Source organism: Fructilactobacillus sp. X8R2C1 (assembly GCF_059900955.1).
Window position 1 is genome coordinate 297,415 of sequence record NZ_JBWXVI010000002.1, and the last position, 24,391, is coordinate 321,805.

General features: G+C 36.3%; 22 protein-coding genes and 1 other annotated feature (1 of these 23 cut by a window edge). Of the genes, 4 read left to right on the top strand and 18 right to left on the bottom strand.

Annotated features, from left to right (window positions below):
- Positions 1-42 (bottom strand) — a sequence feature (ribosomal protein L20 leader region) (it extends 83 nt beyond the left edge of the window).
- A gap of 17 nt (positions 43-59) precedes the next feature.
- The 12 genes from thrS to AC6UD6_RS03715 form a co-directional block, all read right to left on the bottom strand.
- Positions 60-2,033, bottom strand: coding sequence for a threonine--tRNA ligase (gene thrS, locus AC6UD6_RS03660; protein WP_500695755.1), 1,974 nt, complete (start codon positions 2,031-2,033; stop codon positions 60-62).
- Between the two features lie 261 nt (positions 2,034-2,294).
- Entirely contained in the window at positions 2,295-3,221 is a 927-nt protein-coding gene (gene dnaI, locus AC6UD6_RS03665; RefSeq protein ID WP_500695715.1) for a primosomal protein DnaI, read from the bottom strand.
- A 2-nt stretch (positions 3,222-3,223) separates the two neighbouring features.
- The gene (locus AC6UD6_RS03670) at positions 3,224-4,567 is read right to left on the bottom strand and encodes a DnaD domain protein (protein WP_500695716.1); all 1,344 of its coding nucleotides are present in this window, start codon (positions 4,565-4,567) and stop codon (positions 3,224-3,226) included.
- Complete coding sequence (gene nrdR / locus AC6UD6_RS03675; protein WP_500693661.1) at positions 4,564-5,055, bottom strand: transcriptional regulator NrdR; 492 nt, start codon at positions 5,053-5,055, stop codon at positions 4,564-4,566. Before nrdR ends, AC6UD6_RS03670 begins: the two co-directional genes overlap by 4 nt.
- Before the next feature lie 17 nt (positions 5,056-5,072).
- Positions 5,073-5,666, bottom strand: coding sequence for a dephospho-CoA kinase (coaE, locus tag AC6UD6_RS03680; protein ID WP_500695717.1), 594 nt, complete (start codon positions 5,664-5,666; stop codon positions 5,073-5,075).
- A complete protein-coding gene (gene mutM, locus AC6UD6_RS03685) occupies positions 5,659-6,501 on the bottom strand; it encodes a DNA-formamidopyrimidine glycosylase (protein ID WP_500695718.1) in 843 nt (280 codons plus the stop codon). The genes coaE and mutM overlap by 8 nt, the downstream gene beginning before the upstream one ends.
- A 12-nt stretch (positions 6,502-6,513) precedes the next feature.
- Positions 6,514-9,177: a DNA polymerase I gene (polA, locus tag AC6UD6_RS03690; protein WP_500695719.1), complete on the bottom strand. Its 2,664-nt coding sequence runs from the start codon at positions 9,175-9,177 to the stop codon at positions 6,514-6,516.
- Between the two features lie 93 nt (positions 9,178-9,270).
- Positions 9,271-9,972, bottom strand: coding sequence for a Bax inhibitor-1/YccA family protein (locus tag AC6UD6_RS03695; RefSeq protein WP_500693657.1), 702 nt, complete (start codon positions 9,970-9,972; stop codon positions 9,271-9,273).
- A gap of 12 nt (positions 9,973-9,984) precedes the next feature.
- Positions 9,985-11,316 (bottom strand): UDP-N-acetylmuramate--L-alanine ligase, encoded by a 1,332-nt coding sequence (gene murC / locus AC6UD6_RS03700; protein WP_500693956.1) that lies wholly within the window; start codon positions 11,314-11,316, stop codon positions 9,985-9,987.
- 77 nt (positions 11,317-11,393) lie between these two features.
- Entirely contained in the window at positions 11,394-13,712 is a 2,319-nt protein-coding gene (locus AC6UD6_RS03705) for a DNA translocase FtsK (protein WP_500695720.1), read from the bottom strand.
- 44 nt (positions 13,713-13,756) lie between these two features.
- Positions 13,757-14,395, bottom strand: coding sequence for a YtpR family tRNA-binding protein (gene ytpR, locus AC6UD6_RS03710; RefSeq protein ID WP_500695721.1), 639 nt, complete (start codon positions 14,393-14,395; stop codon positions 13,757-13,759).
- A 19-nt stretch (positions 14,396-14,414) separates the two neighbouring features.
- Positions 14,415-14,738 carry a thioredoxin family protein gene (locus AC6UD6_RS03715; protein WP_500695722.1) on the bottom strand — a complete coding sequence of 108 codons (324 nt, stop codon included), beginning with the start codon at positions 14,736-14,738 and terminating at the stop codon, positions 14,415-14,417.
- Between the two features lie 82 nt (positions 14,739-14,820).
- On the opposite strand from AC6UD6_RS03715, the gene AC6UD6_RS03720 reads away from it, so the two are divergent.
- Positions 14,821-15,153 (top strand): hypothetical protein, encoded by a 333-nt coding sequence (locus tag AC6UD6_RS03720; protein WP_500693653.1) that lies wholly within the window; start codon positions 14,821-14,823, stop codon positions 15,151-15,153.
- Here AC6UD6_RS03720 and trmB read toward each other — a convergent pair.
- From trmB to AC6UD6_RS03735, 3 genes are read right to left on the bottom strand one after another with little or no spacing between them, the layout of a single operon-like run.
- Positions 15,150-15,791 carry a tRNA (guanosine(46)-N7)-methyltransferase TrmB gene (gene trmB / locus AC6UD6_RS03725; protein ID WP_500695723.1) on the bottom strand — a complete coding sequence of 214 codons (642 nt, stop codon included), beginning with the start codon at positions 15,789-15,791 and terminating at the stop codon, positions 15,150-15,152. The genes AC6UD6_RS03720 and trmB overlap by 4 nt on opposite strands.
- Positions 15,792-15,800: 9 nt before the next feature.
- A complete protein-coding gene (locus AC6UD6_RS03730; protein ID WP_500695724.1) occupies positions 15,801-17,015 on the bottom strand; it encodes an ABC transporter permease in 1,215 nt (404 codons plus the stop codon).
- Complete coding sequence (locus AC6UD6_RS03735; protein ID WP_500695725.1) at positions 17,008-17,745, bottom strand: ABC transporter ATP-binding protein; 738 nt, start codon at positions 17,743-17,745, stop codon at positions 17,008-17,010. The genes AC6UD6_RS03730 and AC6UD6_RS03735 overlap by 8 nt, the downstream gene beginning before the upstream one ends.
- Before the next feature lie 115 nt (positions 17,746-17,860).
- On the opposite strand from AC6UD6_RS03735, the gene AC6UD6_RS03740 reads away from it, so the two are divergent.
- From AC6UD6_RS03740 to AC6UD6_RS03750, 3 genes are all read left to right on the top strand, one after another.
- Positions 17,861-18,301 (top strand): HIT family protein, encoded by a 441-nt coding sequence (locus tag AC6UD6_RS03740; RefSeq protein ID WP_500695726.1) that lies wholly within the window; start codon positions 17,861-17,863, stop codon positions 18,299-18,301.
- Between the two features lie 3 nt (positions 18,302-18,304).
- Positions 18,305-18,595: a hypothetical protein gene (locus AC6UD6_RS03745; RefSeq protein ID WP_500693648.1), complete on the top strand. Its 291-nt coding sequence runs from the start codon at positions 18,305-18,307 to the stop codon at positions 18,593-18,595.
- Positions 18,596-18,715: 120 nt separating this feature from the next.
- Entirely contained in the window at positions 18,716-19,597 is an 882-nt protein-coding gene (locus AC6UD6_RS03750) for a peptidylprolyl isomerase (protein WP_500695727.1), read from the top strand.
- Positions 19,598-19,633: 36 nt separating this feature from the next.
- Here the strand turns inward: AC6UD6_RS03750 and AC6UD6_RS03755 are convergent, their stop codons facing one another.
- The 3 genes from AC6UD6_RS03755 to AC6UD6_RS03765 are packed head-to-tail and all read right to left on the bottom strand — an operon-like array spanning position 19,634 to position 24,371.
- Positions 19,634-20,593: a 3'-5' exoribonuclease YhaM family protein gene (locus AC6UD6_RS03755; RefSeq protein WP_500695728.1), complete on the bottom strand. Its 960-nt coding sequence runs from the start codon at positions 20,591-20,593 to the stop codon at positions 19,634-19,636.
- Positions 20,594-20,608: 15 nt separating this feature from the next.
- Entirely contained in the window at positions 20,609-23,170 is a 2,562-nt protein-coding gene (locus tag AC6UD6_RS03760) for an AAA family ATPase (protein WP_500695729.1), read from the bottom strand.
- On the bottom strand, positions 23,160-24,371 hold the full coding sequence (locus AC6UD6_RS03765; RefSeq protein ID WP_500693644.1) for a metallophosphoesterase family protein: 1,212 nt from the start codon (positions 24,369-24,371) through the stop codon (positions 23,160-23,162). Before AC6UD6_RS03765 ends, AC6UD6_RS03760 begins: the two co-directional genes overlap by 11 nt.
- Between the last annotated feature and the right edge of the window lie 20 nt (positions 24,372-24,391).

The window sequence follows — 24,391 nt, forward strand, 5'->3', positions numbered from 1 at the left end:
AAAATCACTCAGGCGAGAAGCGGGAAGCTTCTGCTTTTGACTACATAATAATACCAACTTTATTTAATTTTGTCAACTGACTTAGACTCTTCATCATCATTACGTGAGTAAGTAGCAATATCATGAAGAACTTCTGAAATAAAGTCATCAATTGACATATCTTTACTATCGTCTTCACCATACTTACGAACAGAAACCGTATTATTCTTAATCTCATCATCACCAACAACTAGTGTATATGGAATCTTCTTGGTTTGTGCGTCACGAATCAAGTATCCCATCTTTTCACCACGTTCGTCGACATTGGAACGTAAGTTTAACGCACGAAACTTTTCGTTTAATTTACGTGCGTAATCTCCGTGTTTTTCATCACTAACCGGGATGATTTGAATTTGATCGGGTGCAAGCCATGTCGGAAAAGCACCTTTATACATTTCAATTAAGTAAGCGGTAAATCGTTCCATGGTAGAAACAATTCCTCTATGAATCATAACCGGACGGTGTTCCTTACCATCTTCACCAACATAATGAAGATCAAATCGTTCCGGTAACATAAAGTCAAGTTGAATGGTAGATAACGTCTCTTCATTTCCCAGAGCCGTCTTAGTTTGAACATCAAGCTTAGGACCGTAAAATGCGGCTTCACCTTCGGCTTCAACGTAATCAAGACCTAAGTCATCCATGGCACCCTTTAACATCGTTTGCGCTTTGTTCCACATCTCATCATCGTCAAAGTACTTTTCGGTATTCTTTGGATCACGATAACTTAATCTGAACGTATAGTTATTAATGTCAAAATCATGATAAACTTCCATCATCAAATTCAAGATTTTTTTGAATTCTTCTTGAATTTGATCAGGAGCAACAAACGTATGACCATCATTTAAAGTCATTTCACGAACTCGTTGAAGACCACTAAGTGCACCAGACTTTTCGTATCGATGCATCATTCCTAGTTCAGCAATGCGTAGAGGAAGCTCTTTATAAGAACGAATATGATGATTGTAAATCTGAATATGAGATGGACAGTTCATTGGACGTAGTTCCAACATTTCGTCATCATCCATCTTCATTGGTGGAAACATGTCGTCTCGATAGTGATCCCAGTGACCAGATTGCTTATACAAATCCAAATTAGCTAATACTGGGGTATAAACATGTTGGTAACCATGAGCAATCTCTTTATCAGTGATATAACGCTCAATTGTACGACGAATCGTTGCACCCTTTGGCATCCAGTAAGGAAGACCAGCTCCAACCTTTGGATCGACAAAGAATAAGTCGAGGTTATTCCCAATAACACGATGGTCACGTTCTTTAGCCTCTTTACGCTTCTTCAAATCTTCATCTAGGTCATCAGCTTTAAAGAAGGCCGTGCCATAAATTCTTTGAAGCATTGGGTTTGATGATTTGCCTTCCCAATATGCACCAGCAACAGACAAGAGCTTAAAGTGTTTTAGATCTTTCAAACTTGGAGCTACTACCCCTTGAGCTAGCGTTTTAACCCCATCGATACTGTAAAAAAGAATATTATCAGAATCAATATTGGCAATTAGTTGTGCTTGATAAGGATCACCATCAACTTCTTTTAAAGCGTCATCCTTACTTAGATAAACCCTTTCGACGATAGCGTTATTTTTGATGATCTTTTTCATTTTATCAGCTAATTCATCTAGTTCATCTGAACTAACTTGACGATCTTCCTTGTCAGTATCAACAAAGAAACCATCTTCATCAGCGGCAATTTCACCAATGCGAATATCATGATACTTTTCTTTGACCGCCGTTTCCAGTAACTGAGCAGCACCCTGTCGTAGGATTTTAAGACTCTCATCAGAACCGGAAGTAATGATGCCAATCTTGCCACCATCTTTTAGTGGTTGCATCAAATCAACAACTTTTCCATCAATCTTAGCCGCAACTGCCTTTTTGGCTAGACTAACTGAAATTGACTTGGCAATATCTGCTGCAGTAACCCCCGAATCAAATTCTTTCTTGTTACCATCTGGAAACTCAAATGATAATTTAGCCATTTTACTCATTCCTTTCATAAAAAAAGTCCCTAGTAAATCAATACTAGGGACGCCATTAGCGCGGTTCCACCCAAATTCGTCCATTTATTTGGACATCTCGTTTAAAACCTATTTATTAATGTCATTTAATAAAGGTGGTAAGTAAGTTACTCCAAACAGATAGTTTCCAGAAAACCTATCCTCTCTGTGAAATTCGTAATCACTCATGTCCTTAACAATTAACAGTCTAAACAACGACCTGTTACATGTCAAGAATAATCATTATTTATTCCTGCGATTCCTACCATCAAGTTCAATGGGCTTTGCTAAAAATTTAATTCGTTCCATCAATCGCTTAGCTTTAAGTGGTTCCACATCTCCCTGAGCATTAATCTTTAAATGCTCTTGTTCCAATTGATCCATGGAAAAGTTAGAACTAAAAAAGGTGGGAAGCTCATTTTGCATTCGATACTCTAAAACAACCCCAAGAATGTCGTCTCTGATCCAAGATGACATTGAGTCTGCTCCAATATCGTCAATCATCAAAATTGGAGCAGTTTTCATTTCATCCAGCTTACCGCCAACTTGATTGTTTCCAATTGCATTTTTAATTTCAACGGCAAAACTTGGAAAATGAATCAAAACCGAACTATAACCGTCAGAGGCCAAACGATTGGCAATTGCTCCAAGTAAATAAGTTTTACCTACGCCAAAGGGACCGTATAGGTACAACCCCTTCTGAAAATGCTGAGGATTATTTTCATATGAACCAATAAAATCAAGTGCTCCTTCCAAAGCTTGAGCTCGTTCAGCTGTCTGTTCATAGTCACTTAAATTTGCCGATTTAATTTCTTTGGGCATTGAAATGGACTTAATGCGTGACGCAAATTGTTCTCGCTTCTGCTTGTTTAACAACGCTTGCGTAGGTTCGTACGAAACGTCAATCAAATGGTCACTTAAAACCAAGGTTGGTTGGTATCCCTTAGCAAAGTTAGCGTTTCCCTCTTCCAACTTTTTCTTTTCATTGACAAATTCATACAGTTTTGATGCCGACCGTTTCACAACATCATCACTTAACTCACTCTCATTGTCACTTAAAAATTGTTTAACGTCTGGATCAGAATAAACCGAATTCATTAACTGTTGGTAATTATGATTCAAATTTTTCTTTTTCATCAATTGGCTCATCTCATCACTAACATTCTTCATGATTACTCATCCCCAGACTTTTTATTTAATGAATTTAATTTCTCAGCAATTCGTTTTCGCTGAGTAGTCGAAATTTTTTCATTACCCCGACTTTTATTTTCCTTAGCCCAGTCAGGCAATGTTTCTTTGACATTTGTACGTCTTCGGTATCTTCTTTGTCGATTGTTTTTACTTTCAGTAACCTGTTCCTGACGGTGCTTAATATCGTCAATCGCTTTCGATGCACTATTAATTTTTCTTTGCGCCCAATCATTTGCAATGGTGTCAATTAAATTTTTATTAATGGTAGGTTTACCCTCGTCAATCAAGATGTGATAAACAAGGATATTGATAACTCCATTACTTAAAGTGTTGCGATTAATAAGTTCAGATAGAATCCTTTCTTCAGCGGAAGTAGTAAAACCACCTTTTTCACTCTTTAAAGAATCAAGAAATTCTACTGGAGCGGAAGAATCAGCAATTTGGGCCAATTGCTGTTCCTTGGCCGTTAGCTTACTTTGTAACTTGTCTGCCTCGTGGACATGGTTTTGATTGGATTGATTTTCTGCTGGAGCCTTTATTTGATTTCGTCTAGAAATTAATATCTTAAACTTTTTAGGGTCAAAACGATTGTTAACCAAGTTACTGGCCTTCTCAATGTATTGTGCCATCTCAAGTTCACCAATTCCATATAATCGGTTGGTGTTACTAAAGAGTGTCTCATACTTTTTAACACTTTCATTTTCAACAAAGGACTTATCCAAAATATTCATCAATAGCTTAAAGTCAAACTGATCGTTTGAAAGCTTATCATCAAAGGAATCTTTTTTTACATTAGTCTTGTGTCGAACTGCCTTGATTACACTTGGTTGGTCATTTACTTTCTCATTATTAACTGAAAATACTTGCAGGAAATTACGAGTTTGATCATCTAACCCACTAAAATCAAAATGTTCTGGTAAGAGTTCATCTGAAAGTTGTAAATAGCGATCTTCACCAACCATTTCAAGTAATAACAGACTCAAAAGACTATCACTAAAGAATTGGTCAGGATTAAGTGGCAGTAAAAGTTGATACTCATACAAGTCGATTTCAAAAGAATGATCAACATACGTCTTAAGCAAACCGGATCCTTCAAGTTTCATAAGTGAATCATCTAGTTCTTTGGCATCAATGCTAAGATCAGACATTAATTCAAAATTAACGTGTTTCTCATCATCAATTAACCATAAACAATTGTATAAGGCATATGCATTTTTACCAATGACGGGCATGTACAACAAATCGACATAATGACGTTCAACATCACTAATGGGCTGTGATCGATAAACTTTAAAATCAGTTTTAGGATTAATTCCGTTGATCATTCTTTATTCTTATCCTCATTATTTTCGTCTTCATCATCCATTAATTCTTTGAGTTTATTATAAAAGACTGACATATCCTTAAATTGGCGGTAAACACTTGCAAACCGAATGTAAGCAATTTCGTCAACTTCTTTTAGTCCTTTCATAACACCCTCACCAATAGTTTGGCTAGCCACTTCATGGCTGCCATCATCAGCGTCATAAGCTATTTTTTCAACCTTATCAACAATATGGTTCATCTGTTCCATCGAAACTGGACGCTTTTCAGATGATCTGACAATTCCACGCAAAATCTTAGAACGATTAAATTCTTCTCGATCACCGTTCTTTTTTACAACTAACAAGGGGCTTGATTCAATCACTTCAAACGTCGTAAACCGAAATCCACATTCTTCACATTCCCGTCTTCGACGAATACTTTCACCATCTTTGACCCGACGACTTTCTAAAACCTTTGAACCGATATGATGACATCGTGGACATTGCATTTTTTCACCTTCACTAATTACATAACACTTACTAAATCATACCAATCTTTAACCGACGACTTCAATTGATCGAAAGTGCCAGAGTTATCAATACACCAATCAGACAGTCGTGCCTTTATTGGTTGTGCCCATTGAGCACCAATCATTTTACTAGCTCGACTTATTGAAATATCATTTCTTCTAACTAACCGTTGCAGCTGAACAACTGGATCACACGTAACCATCAGATTGGCATCAGTTAAAATCTGAAATCCATTTTCAAAAAGGGTGGGAGCATTTAACATCACTAAACGTTGATCGTGTAACTTGTTTAGCCGAGTATTAACTTCACGAAAAAGGTATGGGTTAACAATTTGGACTAACTTTTTCATACCATCACGATTTGAAAAAACAATCTTACCCAAAACACCTCGATCAATTTGCCCGTTACTTTTAATCACTAAACTGCCAAACTGCTCACTAATTTGGTGAATTAACTCATGATTATCTTGTTCCAATTCATGTGTGATGGAATCTAGGTCTAATGTAGAAACCCCTAAAGTAACTAAATAATCACTTGCAGCCGATTTGCCGGTTGCAATTCCACCGGTTAATCCAATAACTTTACTCACTTAGATCACCATGAACTTTTTGACAATGAGGACAGAAACTAGTACCTCTTTGTGCAACCTTGATTTTTTCAATAGTAGTTCCACAACGCTCACACGGTTGTCCCTTTTTACCATAAACATGAAGATGATTTTGAAAGCTGCCCTCTTCACCAAAGGCATTTTTATAAGTAAACACCGTTGTTCCATGACCCTTGATAGCTAACTGAATTTCTTTAATGATGTTTTCCCTTAAAGTTTCAATTTCCTGATCACTTAAATAGTTAGTAGCCTGTTCCGGATGAATCTTAGATAACCACAAACTTTCATCAGCATAAATATTCCCAATCCCAGCAATGTTAGATTGATCTAATAAAAATGCCTTAATTTTTCGGTGAGACTTATGCAATTGCTTCTTTAAATAATCAAACGTTAAATCTTTCTCAGTTGGCTCCGGTCCAATTTTATTCAATCCTGACAAATCATAAACCTGAGAATCCTTAACTAAATTCATCTTTCCAAATTTTCTTGTGTCATTGTAACGAAGCTTTCGACCATCGCTTAAATGAAAAACAACGTAAGTATGTTTTTGATTCTCAGTACCCTCAGGTACCACATCATATTTACCTTCCATTCGTAAGTGAGAAACTAAAGTATAATCGTCACTTAGCCGGATTAAGAGGTATTTACCCCTCCGATCAATTTGTAAAATATCCTTACCAGCTAACAAATCTTCAAATTCTTTTACTGGTAAATTCAACATTTTTGGATACAAAGCATCCACGGAAACAATCTTTTTACCCTGTACAAGATTGGTTAACCCTCTTCTTATCGTTTCAACTTCAGGTAACTCAGGCATTCCTACACCCCATTATTTTTTTATATCATACCAATTTGGTCCGTAATGACTTTCAACTTTTAGCGGTACATCCAGATCAACCGCAGAATCCATAACACTTGGAACTAATTTTTCTAAAATTGGAATCTCTTCTTTTGGTGCTTCAAAGATTAGTTCATCATGAATTTGCAGTAACATCGTGGCCTTTAAACCGTGTTTCTTAAGTTCTTTTTGCATTCTGATCATTGCAACTTTAACAATATCGGCAGCACTCCCTTGAATGGGTGAGTTCATTGCTGTTCTTTCGGCAAACGAACGCTTCTGAAATTGCTTAGAATTAATATCCGGCAGGTAGCGACGACGTTTCATGATGGTTTCGGCATACCCATGATCTTCGGCGAACTTAACGCTATCTTGGGTGTATTTTTTGACCCCTGGATATTCCTTGAAATATTTATCAATAAATGCTTGAGCCCGTTTTCGTGATATGCCAGTATTTTTAGCAAGTCCATAAGCACTAATTCCATAGACAATCCCAAAATTGACAGCTTTTGCTTGTCTTCTCAACTCGGGAGTAACATCCTCGTTGCTTGGAAGTTCAAATATCCGTCGTGCGGTCGCTGCATGAATATCTTCCCCATTTTTAAAAGCTCCCTGCATGTTCTTATCTCCAGAAATGGCAGCTAAGACACGTAATTCAACTTGAGAATAATCCGATGAAAATAGTTGCCATCCCTTATGACGAGGAACAAACGCTTCACGAATTTTGCGACCTTCTTCAGTTCGAACTGGAATATTTTGAAGGTTTGGGTCAACCGAGGACAATCTTCCAGTTTGAGTTAAGGTCTGCAGATAACGGGTATGAACCTTATGATCACGAGAATAAATGTCTTTTTTGATTCCATCAATATAAGTTGAAATCAATTTTGACAGTTGCCTGTACGCCAGGACATTATCGACAATCGGATTCAGACCCGCAATTTTTTCTAACACATCAACCGACGTAGAGTACCCTGTTTTGGTTTTTTTCACAACTGGTAATTTCAACTTATCAAACAGGATTTCACCTAACTGCTTTGGTGACCCGATGTTGAATTCTTCTCCAGCCTCGTGATAAATCGACTGCTCAATTTCTGATAAATGCTCAGTAAATTTACTCTTCAATGCTTCGAGGGTATCTACGTCCACCGTAATTCCTTCAATCTCCATTGCACTTAGCACATAAGACAATGGAACTTCTATGTTACGGTACAAATCTAATTGATTGTGTTTCTTTAAATCATCAATCATTTTATCTTTTAAATCATTAATTGCCAATGCTTTCCTGACAATGTGAGCAAAAAAAGTCTCATCATTTTCTGGCAGCTGTTTTTTCTTTCCAGTTCCATAAACCTCACTATCCGGTTTAACCCCATAATATCCGTGCCGATTAGCCACTTTGGCCAAGTCATTACTATTATCAAGGGTATTCAGTAAATATGAAGCTAATAACATGTCAAAATCAACGTTATTTAACTGAATATGTTCGCGATTGGCAGCCACAATTTGCGCTTTAGCATCGAAAACATTTTTTTTAATATCGTGATTTTCTAAAATGCCTTTTATTTTCGGATCATCTAAAAGATCAATATCCTTACTTACAAACCAATGATCCTTATCCCCAATAACAAAACCAACAAATGGAGCAGTATGGTAATTTTCATCCAACATTTCAATGTTAAAGACAACATCTTCTGACAAGTGATCTAACTCGGCTAAATTGTCTTTATTTAAAATCGTATATTTAACATCTGGAAGTTTCTCAGCCGACTGACTCTCTGATCCTTCCATTTCCTTTAAAAAGGATTTCATGTTCATTTTCTTATAAAAATCAACTAACTTATCATTATCGGGACCATCATACTTTAAATCTGATAATGAAATTGTGAGGGGAGCATTGCAGTCAATGGTGGCTAATTTTTTAGACAAAAATGCCTGGTCTTTATCCTTAATCAAATGCTCTTTCAATTTTTTACCAGAAACTTCATCGATATGATTATAAAGATTATCAATACTATCAAATTTTTGAATTAACTTGATCGCGGTCTTTGGACCAACTTTTTCAACACCCGGATAGTTATCCGAGTTGTCTCCCTGAAGACCCTTTACGTCAATAATCTGTCTAGGAGTAATTCCCATCGTCTCTTTTACAAAGTCTGGCGTGTATTTCTCAATTTCACTCACACCCTTCTTCGAAATCGCAACGGTAACTTTATCCGAACAAAGTTGGGTAAGATCACGGTCTCCCGTTATGATAGTAACTTGATAGCCGTCATCAGCCGCTTTCTTTGAAAGCGTCCCAATAATATCGTCAGCTTCATAGTTTTTTAATTCATAGGTTTTAATTCCCCGATCATGGAGCAAATCCATTACAAACGGGAATTGCTCACGTAATTCGTTGGGCATTTTTGCCCGTCCGGCTTTATAATCTTCGTACATTTTGGTTCTAAAGGTTGTTTTACCTGCATCAAAAGCGGCAAGAGCTGACGTTGGCTGAACATCCTTTAAAATGTCATCTAGCATTCGATTAAAACCATAGATCGCACTGGTGTGCAATCCGTCTTCATTGGTAAAACGTTCCAAGGAAGTAAATAACGCAAAGAATGCTTTATACGTTAAAGAATTTCCGTCAATTAATAATAATTTCTTGTCTGCCATAAAATTCTCCTTTAGAATTAATTACTATTATTTTAACACTTATAATCAGTTCAATTGCGAAAAAAAACATGGTCATTCGACCATGTTTTTTTATTAATCTCGATTATTTCCAAAAATACCAAAGACCTCAAGAAGAAATGTAAATAGGTTTAGAAAATCAAGATACAACTGAAGTGCACCAGAAATTGCAAGTCCGTTTACATTAATGTTACCAGAGTACTGCATGTACATTTTCTTTAAGTTTTGTGTATCAGTAGCACTCAACGCAGTAAAAATAATGATCCCAACGGCTGAAATAAATAACTCAATCCATGGATTTCTCAAGAATAAGTTAATTACCATCGCAATAATTAAAGCAATTAATGCTGCAAACAATTGCGTGCTTAACTTGGTTAAATCTCTGTGAGTAGTGAAACCAATCGCACTCATTACCAAGAAAATACTAGCACTGGATACTAGCGCTGCTCCAATGGTACCAAGATTAAAGGCAATGAAAATGTAACTAAGTGAAAGCCCTGTTAAAACCGAGAAAACCAATAATCCGATAAAGCTTAACGTCGGATTACTTTGTGCAAATCCCGAAATCACAAAGGAAATTATGAACCAAACGATTAAAATTACTAATCCTGAGGCTCCACTACTGATGTTTGGCATAAAAACACTACTTAAATACGCAGAAATAGCAGAAATTAAAACCGCAATTCCCATAATCCCATATACTTTGGTAAAAAACGCGTTGAGTCCAGCATTATCGCCAACTACCCGACGACCACTTTCTCCATCAAAATTATTCATTTTTATTCTCCTTTAATTAACCTTCTTACTTAAATGACTTAACAATTCCTCGTAGGCTCTTTCGTACTTTTGAATATCTCCAGCACCCATAAATATTACCACGGCATCGTGATATTGCAACAGTGGAGACATGTTTTCTTCCTCAATTAAGCCACCATCTTTGGTAATTTTATTAACCAAATCCTCGCTCTTAACGTGTCCCGACTTTTCTCTTGGAGAACTATAAATTTTAGTAACGTATACCTTATCTGCTTTGCTTAACGTTTTAGCAAAGTCATCAAGATAGGCAATCGTTCGACTAAAAGTATGGGGCTGAAAAACAGCAATGATCTCCTTATTGGGATATTCTTGTCTAGCGGCATCTAAAGTGGCCTTAATCTCAGAGGGATGATGTGCGTAATCATCAATAATTGTCATATCGCCAACTTTAACTTGAGAAAAACGACGCTTAACCCCCTTGAAAGTTTGAAGTTCACGCCTGATTTCGTCCAAATTAACGTCTTCAAAATATGCAACGGCAATTACCGCCAAAGAATTTAAGACATTGTGTTCTCCATACAAAGGAATACTGAATTCCCCTAGGTCCTTTCCGTCATATTTAACGTGAAAAGTCGATCCAGCAGTTGTTCGCTTAATATCCACCGCCTGAAAATCGTCATCATCACTAGTTCCATAGTAATAAATTGGAACTGAAGCTTTTAACTTCCGTAAATTCTGATCATCGCCCCAAGCAAAAATAGCCTTTTTAACCTGGTTCGCAAAGGTTTGAAAGGCGTCAAAAACGTCCTCAATTCCGGTATAGTAATCCGGATGATCAAAATCAATGTTAGTCATAATGGCATAATCCGGATAAGTTGCCAGAAAATGGCGGCGATACTCGTCGGCCTCATAGACAAAGAAACGCGCATCAGTGGTTCCTTTCCCAGATCCATCACCAATCAGATAATCAGTTGGTGCGATCCCGCCTAATACGTGAGAAAGTAGTCCAGTGGTACTGGTTTTTCCGTGAGCACCACATACTCCGATGCTCGTGTACCCCTCAATTAATTCTTCCAAGAAATCAGGATAACTATAAATTTTTAGTCCTAACTCTTCGGCTCTTTCAATCTCCGGATGCGTATCAGGGAAAGAATTTCCTTTAATAATCGTCATTCCCTTTTTAATATTATCAGGATTGAATGGTTCAATCTTAATTCCAGCATTTTCTAATCCTTGCTGAGTAAAGGTATATTTTTCAATGTCAGAACCCATGACCTTACAACCGCGATCATGGAGAATGAGTGCCATCGCACTCATCCCAGTACCCTTAATTCCTACAAAAAAATAAGTAGTGTCTTTATTTATGTTAGTCATTTAGTTGGAATTCCCCTTTTTATTGTCTGGTTTAATAATACCAATTAAAGTAATGAAAATCTAAAAATTTAAATATTCAATTTAGCAAGTTCATTTTTCGTCAAATAAACATCTCGCGGTTTAGATCCATGCTCACCTGAAATAAAATTATTTTGCTCCAAATCATCAATAATACTTGCAGCACGATTGTATCCAATGGAAAACACTCGTTGCAATTTTGAAGTTGAAATTCCATCTTCGTCTGCGATATAACTCAAAACTGATTTCCACAAGTCATCATGTTGTTGAGCTTGTTCTGCACTTTTAAGCAATGATTTGGGCTGAAACTCGTACTTTGGTGTTTCCTGACTTCGAACTTGATCACAAACTCGCTCAACTTCTTGGTTAGTAACAAAAGCACTCTGAAGTCGCACTGGTTGACTGGCACCACTACCCAGATAAAGCATATCTCCCTTACCAAGTAGTCGTTCAGCTCCGCTTTGATCAATGATTGTTCTTGAATCAATCTGGCTTGACACCATAAAGGCAATTCGTGTTGGAATATTATTCTTAATGGTCCCAGTTACAATATCAACGCTCGGTCTTTGAGTAGCAACAATCAAGTGAATCCCAGCTGCCCGAGCTTTTTGTGTAATCCTAACAATATAATCTTGGACTTCTGTTGATGCAACCATCATTAGATCAGCAAGTTCATCAATCACAACTAGGATTTGAGGCAACTTATCCGCATCACGGCCATTTTTATGTGCCGCTTGATTATACTGAGTTAAGTTTCTTACCCCAGCAGCAGCTAATCGCTCATAACGGTTGTCCATTTCCTCAGTAACCCATTTTAAAGCAGCGGAAGCCTCTTTCGGATCTGAAACAACCGGAGTTAACAAATGTGGAATCCCATTATATGGCGCTAATTCAACCGCCTTAGGATCAATTAAAATCATCCTTAAATCACGAGGCGAATTGCGATACAACAATGAAACAAGCAAACTGTTTATGAACACACTCTTTCCAGATCCCGTTGCACCAGCAATCAAAGCATGTGGCATTTTTTGAATATCGGCAGTCTTAGAAGCGCCACCAATACTCATCCCTAATGCTACTTCTAACGGTGAATGACTAGATTCAAATTCATTTGAATCTAGAATCTCTGAAAGCATCACTGGTCTAGGCTTTGGATTAGGAATCTCGATTCCAACCGTCGACTTACCAGGAATTGGAGCCTCGATTCTAATATCTTTGGCTGCTAGGGCCATCTTTAAATCATCAGTTAGGTTAGTGATTTTGCTTACTTTAACACCAAGTTCCAACTTAACTTGAAATTGAGTAACGGTCGGTCCATCGGTCCAATCGACTACGTGACCATGAACCCCAAACGCCCTTAATGTATCATCAAGTGTTTTAACTTGCTTTTCAATCCATTCACTCAAACCATCATCAGAAGTCGAAATTGGTGGATTAAGCAGGTCACGACGAGGAAATTGATAATTAGTCTGACCCTCCTGATTGCTTGAAGTGTCGGCCAAATGCCTATGATTCGTTGTGGTTTCACTTTTTGAATCAGTAAGTTCGTTAGCAGGTTGAAGAAGTGCTTTTTCCTCATCTTGACGCTTATCAGTACTATCAATTGGAGAAGACGTCTTCTCGTTATCGCTTCTTTCATCAGGTTCTTTTAACTTATCTTGTGGCTCCGATTCACTTAAAGTGGGATTACTTGATACCGTACCTGATGCGTTTTGATCATCATTATCTTTTCTATCATCACTAAACAAAGCTAGATTAGCCGCTAAGCCACTCTCCTCTTTAAAGATATCTGCGAGCGAGTGGCCTAATTCACGTTTACTGGCTGAAGATTCTTTATCATCTTCAGAGTTATCCACAGGCTTAGAGTTATCCACAATGTTTTCATTCTTATTTACATTTTCTTTAACAATTGGTTGAACGTCATTTTCCCATAAATCTAGATCATCAGCTGGAACGGCAGTCGGATCTTTAGGATTTAGATAAAGAACAAAATCATCATCATTCTTCTCCAATTCAACGGCTGCATCTTGATATGGTTTTCCGACTGACTGATGAACGGAATAGAAATTACTATTTTGGTTACGGGAACGCGGAGTAAATTCTTTTGTTCTTTCCACTAAGGAATTTCGGGACTCAACATAGTGCTTTTTATCATCTTTAAATCGCAACTGAAATCCGCTCTGATACTTTGGTTGATAACGAGACTGATAGGCTGATTGTTTAACATTAGAATCGTCACTACGGATAATTTCTTGATTTGATTTTTTTGTTGTTCTATGAAAATCATTGATTTTTTTATCGCTACTCTTAAAGGGAACTTTCCCATTAAAGTATTTACGATAAAATGCCGGTCCATCATAATGTTCCAATTTAATCACCCTTAAAGAATTATGTATAAAAAAACGAATAGAAACTATTCGTCAAAAAGATTTTTTGCTTTATCAAAATCAAATGGTTGCCCAACTTCATAAGAATCGGGTAAAACTAAAGCTCCTGGTTTATCGGGTGCATTAGGAATGTCTAATTCTCTCCCAGAACAAATCATTCCATCACTTTTTACCCCACGAAGCTCTCCTGGCCAAATAATTTGTCCATTTGGCATCATGGCTCCAACTTCCGCTACGACAACTTTGATTCCCGGTCTCATATTGGGAGACCCACTAACAAGTTGCAGCATTTCCCCATTCTGGACTTTTGTTTGAGTTATGTGAAGATGATCAGACTTCGGATGATCTTCCATTTTTTCAACGTAGCCAACCACAAACTTTGGTTCGGTACTAGTAGGTAAGAAAGTTTTAAACCCAGCCTCTTTCAACGCATCATTTAAAACTTCAACATCGTTACTTGAAAGATCAACTTTTCCATTCTCTGATTTTAAGTTCCCTAAAATCTCACTGGCATTGAAAAAATTATAGCCAACTACGTGTCCCTTCTTATCTTTAATCTGAACAATATCATTTGATTTTGATATTTTCTGTGGTTCCAATCCTTCTCCAAGAATGACAACCAAAACATCACCCATTTGGCTTGGATTATAACTTGCGATCATCAAATTTAGCTCACCTCCGAATTTATTGTGGAAGAGATTTAATAAAATCTTCTACTTGTTCCTTGGTTTTTCGATCTTTATTAACTAAACGACCAGTCTCAATCCCATTATCAAAGGCAACGAAGCTTGGAATTCCAAAAATGTTCATTTCCTTAGCTAAATCGATATTTTCATCCCGATCAACTGCAATAAAGTCATAGTTTGGAAAATCTTTTACAATTTCTGGCATAGCAGGCTTGATAAACGCACAATCTGGACACCATGTGGCAGAGAAAAATAGGATGTACTTTCCATGCTTAATTTTTTGCTTTAATTCGTTAAGATTCATTACTGGTAATTGTTCCATCGTATCCCTCCTAAACATTAATATTATAACCCACTCGTATTAAAAATGTTATATAATAAATTCAACAAATTCAATCGAAGGGATGCTTTTTATTATCATAAAACACAAACTAGCTTTTATTACTGGATCCGTAATTGCGGGAGTTTCGCTGTATTCACTTATTAAATTCAAGCAAGAACGCGACCAAGATCGGGTTAGACGTCACTTGTCCGATACATTAAGCAAAAAGTTTGATAATAGTGAGTTGTATGGTTACTGGATCGACTTTAACCAAAACGAAGATGGCCAGTTCCTTGGCGGAATCAACATTTTAGACGATGATAACCATGACATTAAATCATATGGATTTACATTCGATTTGACCACAAATAACCTCGATAACGTTCAACTTTTAAACACAAAGTCGATTAGTTAATCAACAAATTGGGCTACAATCTTATAGATTGGGCCCTTTTCTTTAAATTTCTCTTCATATTCAGTTTCTACATTATCTTTAGCAGCATCGCTAGCATGCAAGTCAAGATTAACGGATTCAAACTTCATCCCAAAATTATTCAAACTAACCAACGAATACTCAAATAATCCACGATTATCAGTTTTAAACTCCAGTTTAGCTTGGTCAGGTAACACGTCTTGATAACTCTTAAGAAAACGCGGCGAGGTAAGTCGCCGTTTTGTATGTCGTTTCTTTGGCCAGGGATCAGAAAAGTTTAGAAAAATTTTTGAAACCTCACCCTTTTTAAAAATGGTGTTCACAAAACCGCCATCAGTATGAATCAATTGAACGTTATCTAAACGACTATTTACGACTTTTTTTAGTGCCATTGCAATTACTGACTTTTGAATTTCAATCCCAATAAAATTAATATTGGGATTTTTTTCTGCCATTTCAGTAATAAATTTTCCTTTACCACAACCAATTTCGACATAAATTGGGGCGTCTCTAGAAAAACGTGTTTCCCACTTTCCCATGTATTTTTCTGGATCATCAACAATTAATTCAGGATGATCCAAAATAAATTGATTTGCCCAGGGCTTATTTCTAACTCTCATCATTTAACCTCAGTTTCTAATTTGTTTAACTTTTTTATTTAAATAGGGAATCGTTAAGACATATTCCTCAACAATCCAAATCACCACCGTTATTAAGATTACAGGAACCGACATCTGGGCGATTAACATTGCAATCAGGAGGATAAAGCATTCAAACAAAAGTAAAATTTGAACGATCTGTCGAAAATCCGTCAGCTGGATCTTCTGACTAACCGGATAAATATGGGTAAACACATTACTTTCAAAATGCTCATAAAATGGGATTAACTGAAATCCGACTAAATAAACAAAAATAATTGTCATTAACGAAACAATAATTTGATTAGGAATAATCAATACCAAAATAACGGCAATAATTATTAAGCGAAAGTATAGTGAACCTGGTCCACTGTCTCTTAATAATGATCGAAGATACAAATTCGAATAGACGTGACCTTGATCTTTTTTTAACAACTTAAAAATTGGATCCAAGTATTTTCTGCGGTGAATCCGACCTGAAAGTTCAGGGACTTCGGTGAATAAACTATAAAAATGATAAATCCGATTCATACGAGAATCTTCATGTTCAATTGCATAATTCCAGTTTAAGATCTTATTTTTGGTTAGAATAGCGACATACATTAACAATGCAGCCACAACTAATGCTAATAGTGAAGCTATAAAAACATTAAAATACAATGCTAATACTAGAATAATAAGGGGGATAACCCACTCAGTTACACCGGCTAATACTACATGTCGATTTAACTGAAAATAGAGTTTGATTACTTGATATGACATCCAACCGGTTTTCAAAAGCAAAATTACGATTAACAACCCGATTAACTCTGAAATTGTCCAACCAATTGAAACACTTAAAAATGGCATTAGTACAAACCACGTTACTAAATCAATCAGCAATGCCATAAACAAACTATAGAGAAATGCTCCCTTAAAGTAACCAGCAAATTGGTATTCCCTAGGGGCCATAAAAACCTTATCAGCGGACTTGATTAAAGTTGCCAGTCCACCAAGTTGAAGCACCACTAGTAAAATCAAAATTGCAATCGGGCGCTCCCACCATAAATTGCCTGATAATTGCTTTAAAAATCCAGAGTAAGCGTAGCCCAGACCACCCACAAAGAACATAATCGCAATCACAAAAAAATCGTTAAAAACATATTTAAGGTATTTAGTCATTTCGATTAAATGATTGCTTAACCTTTTTTGGAAAATCCTATTCATTTTTATCATCCCTTGCTAAAGACAGATAAATATCTGAAAGTGACTTCCCATCATTGGGATACTCTTTTCTAATCTGTTCCATCGTTCCTTCCGTTTGAATCTCACCTTTGTTAATTAACACAAAACGATCACAATACTTTTCTGCGGTATCAAGAACATGAGTCGACATTAAAATACTGGCACCCTTACTCTTCTTTTCTTCAATCAACTGCAAAAGATCATCGACCGCGAGCGGATCGAGACCTAAAAATGGTTCATCAATTACATAAAGCGACGCATTAGTAATGAACGCACAAACAATCATCACTTTCTGACGCATTCCCTTTGAAAAGTTGGCAGGAAACCAATCAAGTCGTTTATCCAACCGAAAAGTCTTAAGTAACTGATTAGCTTTCTCCCACGCTACTTGTTTATCCAAATTATAAGCCATGATAGTAGTATCAATGTGTTCTTTTAAAGTTAATTCTTTGTATAATACTGGCATTTCCGGAATATATGCAATTTGTTGTTTGTATTTTTCAATGTTTTGACCAATCTGCAAACCATTGACTTTAACGGTTCCAGTAAATGGCTTCATGAGTCCAATAATATGATTAATGGTAGTTGACTTCCCAGCACCATTTAAACCAATTAAAGAAACTAATTCGCCATCATTAACATCAAAAGTCTCATTTTTTAAGACTGGCACACTAGAGTAGCCACCAGTCAAGTCTTCTACTTGCAAACTCATATTTACCCTTCATTTCTTTTCATTATTGTAATCAGTATACCATAATTGCTTGCTATCACTTATTATGCAGGTAATGTTAGTGTATAATTGGATTAACTTGAAGGGAGAGATTTATATGACTGATTACGATCCAAATTGCGTTTTTTGTAAAATTGTCAAGGGTGAAATCCCTAGTTATAAAGTTTATGAAGATGACGAAATTCTTGCATTTTTAGATATTTCCCAAACAACTCCTGGCCACACTCTGGTGATTCCTAAAAAACATATTCAAGATATTTTTCATTTTGACTCAGCTACAGCGGGTAAAGTATTTGCGAAAGTACCAGAAATTGCACGTGCGGTCAAAAATTCTAACCCAAACATCAAGGGAATGAATATTGTCAATGATAACGGGAAAATTGCTTATCAATCTGTTCCACATGCTCACTTTCATTTAATTCCCCGTTACAGTGTGGATGATACTTTTTCAATTAACTTTTCTGATAATTCTAAAGAATATGACGAAACTAAATACCAAGAAGTTGCCGATTCAATTACCAAACAATTGGGGGATTAACTCATGAAAAAAAAGACCGCTTGCTTAGTTAGTGCCGGAATAATAGTTGGTGTTTCTGTTACGGGTCTACTACTTTTAAAAAGGAAGTCTAATCCCACAGACAACGTAACCACTGCCGACCTTAAAAACATTTTTCATTCAGCTAGTTCAGTTAAACAAAATTTAAACCAATTCACAAAAGCTTTAAATGATGCAAAACCGATAATAGATGGTCTTAATCGTGACGTACAGGAAGCCCAATTTCAGCTAAAGCCTAGAATTGATCTTTTATCTAACGAAATAAATAACATTTAATTTCAATTAAATTATTCGACCAAATATTAATTTGCATCAAATATATGTTATATTAAAAATAAATGGAGTACTGAATGTCTTGAGTACTTTAATATTTTGAAGAAATGGATGTGCTAATATATGAAGAAAAAATGGCTCGTTGGAGTTGCAGGATTACTTTTAAGTGTTTCACTGGTTGCCTGTGGTAGTAAAACAGTTGCTACTACTAGTGGTGGTAAAATTACAGAAAGTCAATATTACAATAGTATGAAAAAGACCCCACAGGGTAAAACAGTTCTCCAAACTATGATTTTGAACAAAGTTCTTAACAAAGAATATGGTAATAAAGTTAAATCATCTCAAGTTGATGACCAATTTAACCAATACAAGTCACAATATGGTTCTCAATTTAAAACCCTTCTCAGTCAACAAGGTTTAACTGAGAAAAGTTTAAAAGAACAAATCAAAGATAATCTTCTGTTAAAGCAAGCTGTGATTGCTAACACAAGTTTCTCTGACAAAGATTTGCAAAACCAATTCAAGAAATATCAACCTAAAGTAACCGTTAATGAGATTACCACCAAAAATCAAGGTGACGCTGAAAAAGTAATTTCTGGCTTAGAAAACGGTCAAAAATTCTCTGACTTAGCCAAGAAGTACTCAACTGATGCTAACAAGAAAGACGGCGGCAAGATGGCTCCATTCGATAATATGGATCCAAGTCTTGACAATAACTTCAAAAATGCTGCCTTTAAACTCAAAAATGGTGAATACACCAAAGAACCTGTCAAAACTAAAGCTGGATACCAAGTAATCCAAATGGTCAACCACCCTTCCAAGGGTAAATATCAGGATCACAAAGCTGAATTAAAAGACCAGTTGGCAACTGAACGCATGAGCGATAGTAATGTCTTACACGCTGTCGTTTCAAAAGTTCTTAAAGATGGAGATGTAAAGATCCAAGACAAAGACTTACAAAACATCTTAGCTGATTACACATCAACTCCAAAACCAATGAAATAATCAATCATAAAAAGAAAATGGTCAGTAACTTTTAAGTTACTGACCATTTTCTTTTTTATCAGGTTTATAAAACTTATTTCGATCCATTCCAAAAATTCGTTTACTAAATGATCCTGCTTCCGTATCATTTAAAGCCCCAGTAATCATGTTAATTGAAGCATCAAGTTCATCTAAATCATGGAGAATCTGCGCTTCCAGCAATTCAGGCGTAACCGGGGATCCATACTCCTTAATTCCATGATGTGAGAGCACCATATGTCTTAGAAGTAATAAATCTTCAGAATGCTGATCGATTTTTAGTTGGTCAGCAGCTTCAACAATTTCCCCATCAATAATACTGATATGTCCTAACAGATCACCTTCACTAGTATAAGATGTCGAAACAGGTCCTGACAGCTCAGTAGTCTTGCCTAAATCATGAAGGATGGCACCTGCATACAGAAGTGAAGAATTAACTTGTGGATAGAGCTTAGCGACTTCCTTGGCCAGCTTCAAAATCGAAATGGTGTGAAATGCTAATCCGCCTGCATAAGCATGATGATTCGATTTAGCTGCCGGAAAAGTAAAGAATTCATCCTGGTGCTTTTTAAGAAGTACCCGAACAATTCGATTCCACGTTGGATTAATAATTTCGAAAATTGTCTGACCAATATATTCTTCCATCTCGGAACGAGTCATTTGAGCATGTTGCATAAACTTAGATGGATCACTGGGTTCACCAGATTCTGTTTGTCGAAGATGATTAATCTTAATTTGTGGACTTCCCTGGTAAGCTTCCCGTTTGCCATTAATGTGAACGACCTGCCCAGCTTTAAAAGTCTTTACATCCTCATTACTGGCACCCCAAAGTTTTCCACCGATCTCTCCGGAATTATCTTCAAAAACAAACGAAATGAATTGTTTTCCGTTCTTAGCAATTCTAGTATCGGCCGACTTAACCAATACAAACGCATCGATTTCTTCATCCATTTGATATTCTTTCAATTTTTTGCTCATTTGACTCCACCTCCACTACTTTAATTCAATTAAATGATCGCCACTTACATCGTGTCTAATTCGATCATCAGCCGTAAAATAAATCACCTGCGTGCTTTTAGCCAAAGCTTTCATTAATTCAATTGCCTTATCAGTTCTAAAGTGATCAAAGTCAGCAAAACCATCATCAATCATAATTGGCATTGGATATTCATCACTAAAAGCCAACGTTAACGCAAAAACCAACGATAAGTATAACTGCTGCATGGTTCCTTTTGAAAGTTCCTCAACCTTGAACTTAACTCCATCAGAGTTAACAACCGTAATACTTCTCTTATTATAATCAATTTTACTATAATGACCGTCCGTTAGTGTTTCAAAGAATTTAGCTGCATCCTTTCTAACTTTAGGAATTCTTCCACTACTAGCGGCATCGAGTACTTTTTCAATCCACTGATTAGTTAACTGGTAAACCAACCATTTTTGAACCAATTCGTTAACTTTAGTATCCATACTGGCCAATTCCTGGGTCAATGAATCAAGCGTCCCATCTTTTTCCATGTTATTAATTTGCACGTTAAGTTGCGCCAACCGATCAGATTGATCGGAAAAATCTGCGTCCAACTGTCCAATTTGTTTCTGAAGATCATTAATCACGTTTTTTAACTGATTAACATTATCGTATTTTTGTAATCTTTCAACAATTGTCTGATCAAGTGAGTTTTCTAACTCCACTTTACGTTTGTTTTTATCCGTAGCGATCCGCTGCTCATCGTATAATTTTTTAAAATCACTACTACTTGCAACGTTTCGTTCCTTTAGGAAATGGTCAAGACGATCACTTACTTCTTTCAACTGCTCACGATGGCGATCAACCATTGAAGTTAAACTACTCAATTCATGGCTCACCTGTTCTGCATTTCGCTTTTGATCATTTACATTTGAGATGAACTGTCTAATTTTACTTAACGCTACCATTTCATTATCGGAATCACTTAAACCAATTTTACTGGAAGCAAAATTCCAACGATCGAGGTAACTCTCAACCTTCTCATTCATTGTCTTTTGGTTTCCAATGAAATTCTGTAAACTATCACGATCTAAGTCACGTCGTTTAATGGAGTTTTGTAAAGCACTTGTCCATTGGTTAAATGGAATACTCTGGATGTGATGCTCGTTTCCCATTTGACCCAACTCTTGCTCAATCTGAGTCAATTTTCGCTTTAAATGGTCAGTATCATTCTCCTCTTTAACTGGTTGGTTCGATTTTTGCACATAACGATAAATGCCAAAACCAATACACAATAACCCAATGACCACCAAAATAGGAAGAGTTACTCCACCCATAAAAATTCCAATTCCAATAATTATTAGACCAACCGTATCAGCAATTAATGATAACGAATTATCTCCGCTCTCATTTGTGGGCATCGCATGAACCTGATAGTTTATTTGTGCTTTTACATTTTGATACTCATCTATTAAGGTCGATATTTTGTCAATCTCATCATCATTAAACGGAATACTTTCACTTCCACCAGCATCAAATTCATCATTAGCCAAACGAGTCTGATATGTTTTGATATCATGATCAAGCTGTTCAATCCGTCTGACCTGTTGGATTTGGCCGTCCAGTTCTAAATATAAATTACGAATTAAATCAGCATTATCATTGTAAAATTTCAAATCAGAATTGGATTCCTGATGCGTATTCTTAAAATCAATAATGTTTTGTTCATCATTCTTAACATCTAATTGAATATTACTAATCTTATTTTGGATGTCTTGAAATGTTTCAAAGTCATGCTCAGAAAAGCCGTGTTTAACCGCTAATTTATCGTCTTGTAATTGTCTTAATTGAGCATATTTATCCCAGTTCGCTAAATCTTGATTAACCTGATTTAATCGCTCAGAAAATTTATTTCTTTTATTGCGATTCTGAGTCTTTTTTTCTTGTTCTTTTTTAGCTTGAAGGGTCAATTCATGGTACTTGGGATATTCATTACTGGCTTCATGTACTTTCGCGTTCAATCTTTCTCGATCAACTAAAAGTCGGTTTAACTCAGGCTTTTTACCAGTCGGCTTATAGATCTTACCACCATTTTCCTGATTTTCGTCCTCTAGTTCAATCCAGTTATCAATCCCTACGACCCCAACACGCTGGATTCGTTTTGACAATTCTTCACGATTTAATCTCGAAATATCATTTAAATCAACGTTGCCAAAATAAAACAGGTTATCATATGATTCCCGATTGATTGGACCTAAAATTTTATCCAAAATTCCAGCAGGTAATTCATTTTTATTTTGATCAAAAACGGTTAATAACCCACCATTTTTACCTTCATTTCTTTGAACAAGATAAGTAGTTCCATTTTGTTCAACTGTTAAACGACCACCCATTTTATAGTCATCTTTGGGAGTGAAGTCTCGCTTACTCCGACTGTCCCGAAAGCCAAATAAAACATCTTTAATGAAATTTAAGAGGGTTGTTTTTCCAGCCTCGTTTCTTCCATAAATAACCTGGAACCCACTAAAGTTCAGTGTTAAATTATGAAGTTTTCCAAAGCCGAATACTTCAACTTTTTTAATCCTCATCCTTCACGTTCCCTTTCGTTTTACTAGTAATTAAATTCATACTTTCATCAAGTAATTTAGAGATGGCTTCATCACTTAAAAAGTTGTCACGAATGTAAGAGTGCTTAAAAAGCTTCTTCGCCAAATTTTTAAGGTTTTCTTCATTATAAACTTCATGCTTAGTGTCATCCCAGAATTTCTGATCTAGATCATTAAATTTCATCCCAGAATTATCAACAACGTCAATTTCATAAACCCAAGCATTAAATCGTTCAAAATCATATTGTAACTTTTCCTTAACCCGGTCGAGCAATTCTTCTGACGAAAAATTGGCTTCTTCGCTCATATTTAATTTCACACTCAATAAATTAAGTTTGGAAAAATCACTCGACTCAATTTTCTCCATAATTTGATTAACGACCGCTTCTTCTGAGTCAGTTCCCCGTAAATTCATTGAAAGATTTGACCAAATGAGCGGACAGGTGGGTTCAAACTGAACGTTTAAACCTCCATTAGTCTCATCACTGACTAATAAGTACCCCTTTTCACCCATTTCATTTTTATGACGGCCCTGGATATTTCCCGGATATTCAATTAAAGGATGATGACCTAACTGCTGACGCTTATGAATATGCCCTAATGCCCAATAATCATATCCCAAATTTTCCATTTCGTTAATGGTAAACGGTGCATACTGTGAGTCTTTGCCACCCTTAATAGCACCGTGAACCATCCCAATTTGGTAGTCAGCGTTTGAACGTTCTGGAAATCCAGAGATAATATCATCTGAAATATTCCTAGTAGCGTAACTAAAACCTGTAATAGCAACTGTTCTTCCGTCTTTAAGAGTCAATGTGTGCGTCGTCACTTCTTTGGGAAATACGTAAACATTAGCCGGAAAATTGAAATTTTTAGCACCTTCACTTTGATAATCATGATTACCAAACGAAAGAAGTACAGGAATACCATGTTCATCCAATCGTTCTAACTGTTTAATCAAAAAACTAATGGCTTTGACACTTTGGTGACTACTGTCAAACAAATCTCCCACTAGCAAAACAAAATCAACATCATCTAAAATGGCATCATCAATAATCTTCTTTAATGAATCGAATGGAGCCTCGTGCAAAATGTCCCACAGCTTACTCGGAGTGGTAGCATCCTCTCTGATTCCTAAAAACGGACTATCCAAATGTAAATCTGCCGCATGAATAAACTTCATTATAATTTCTCCCATACAAA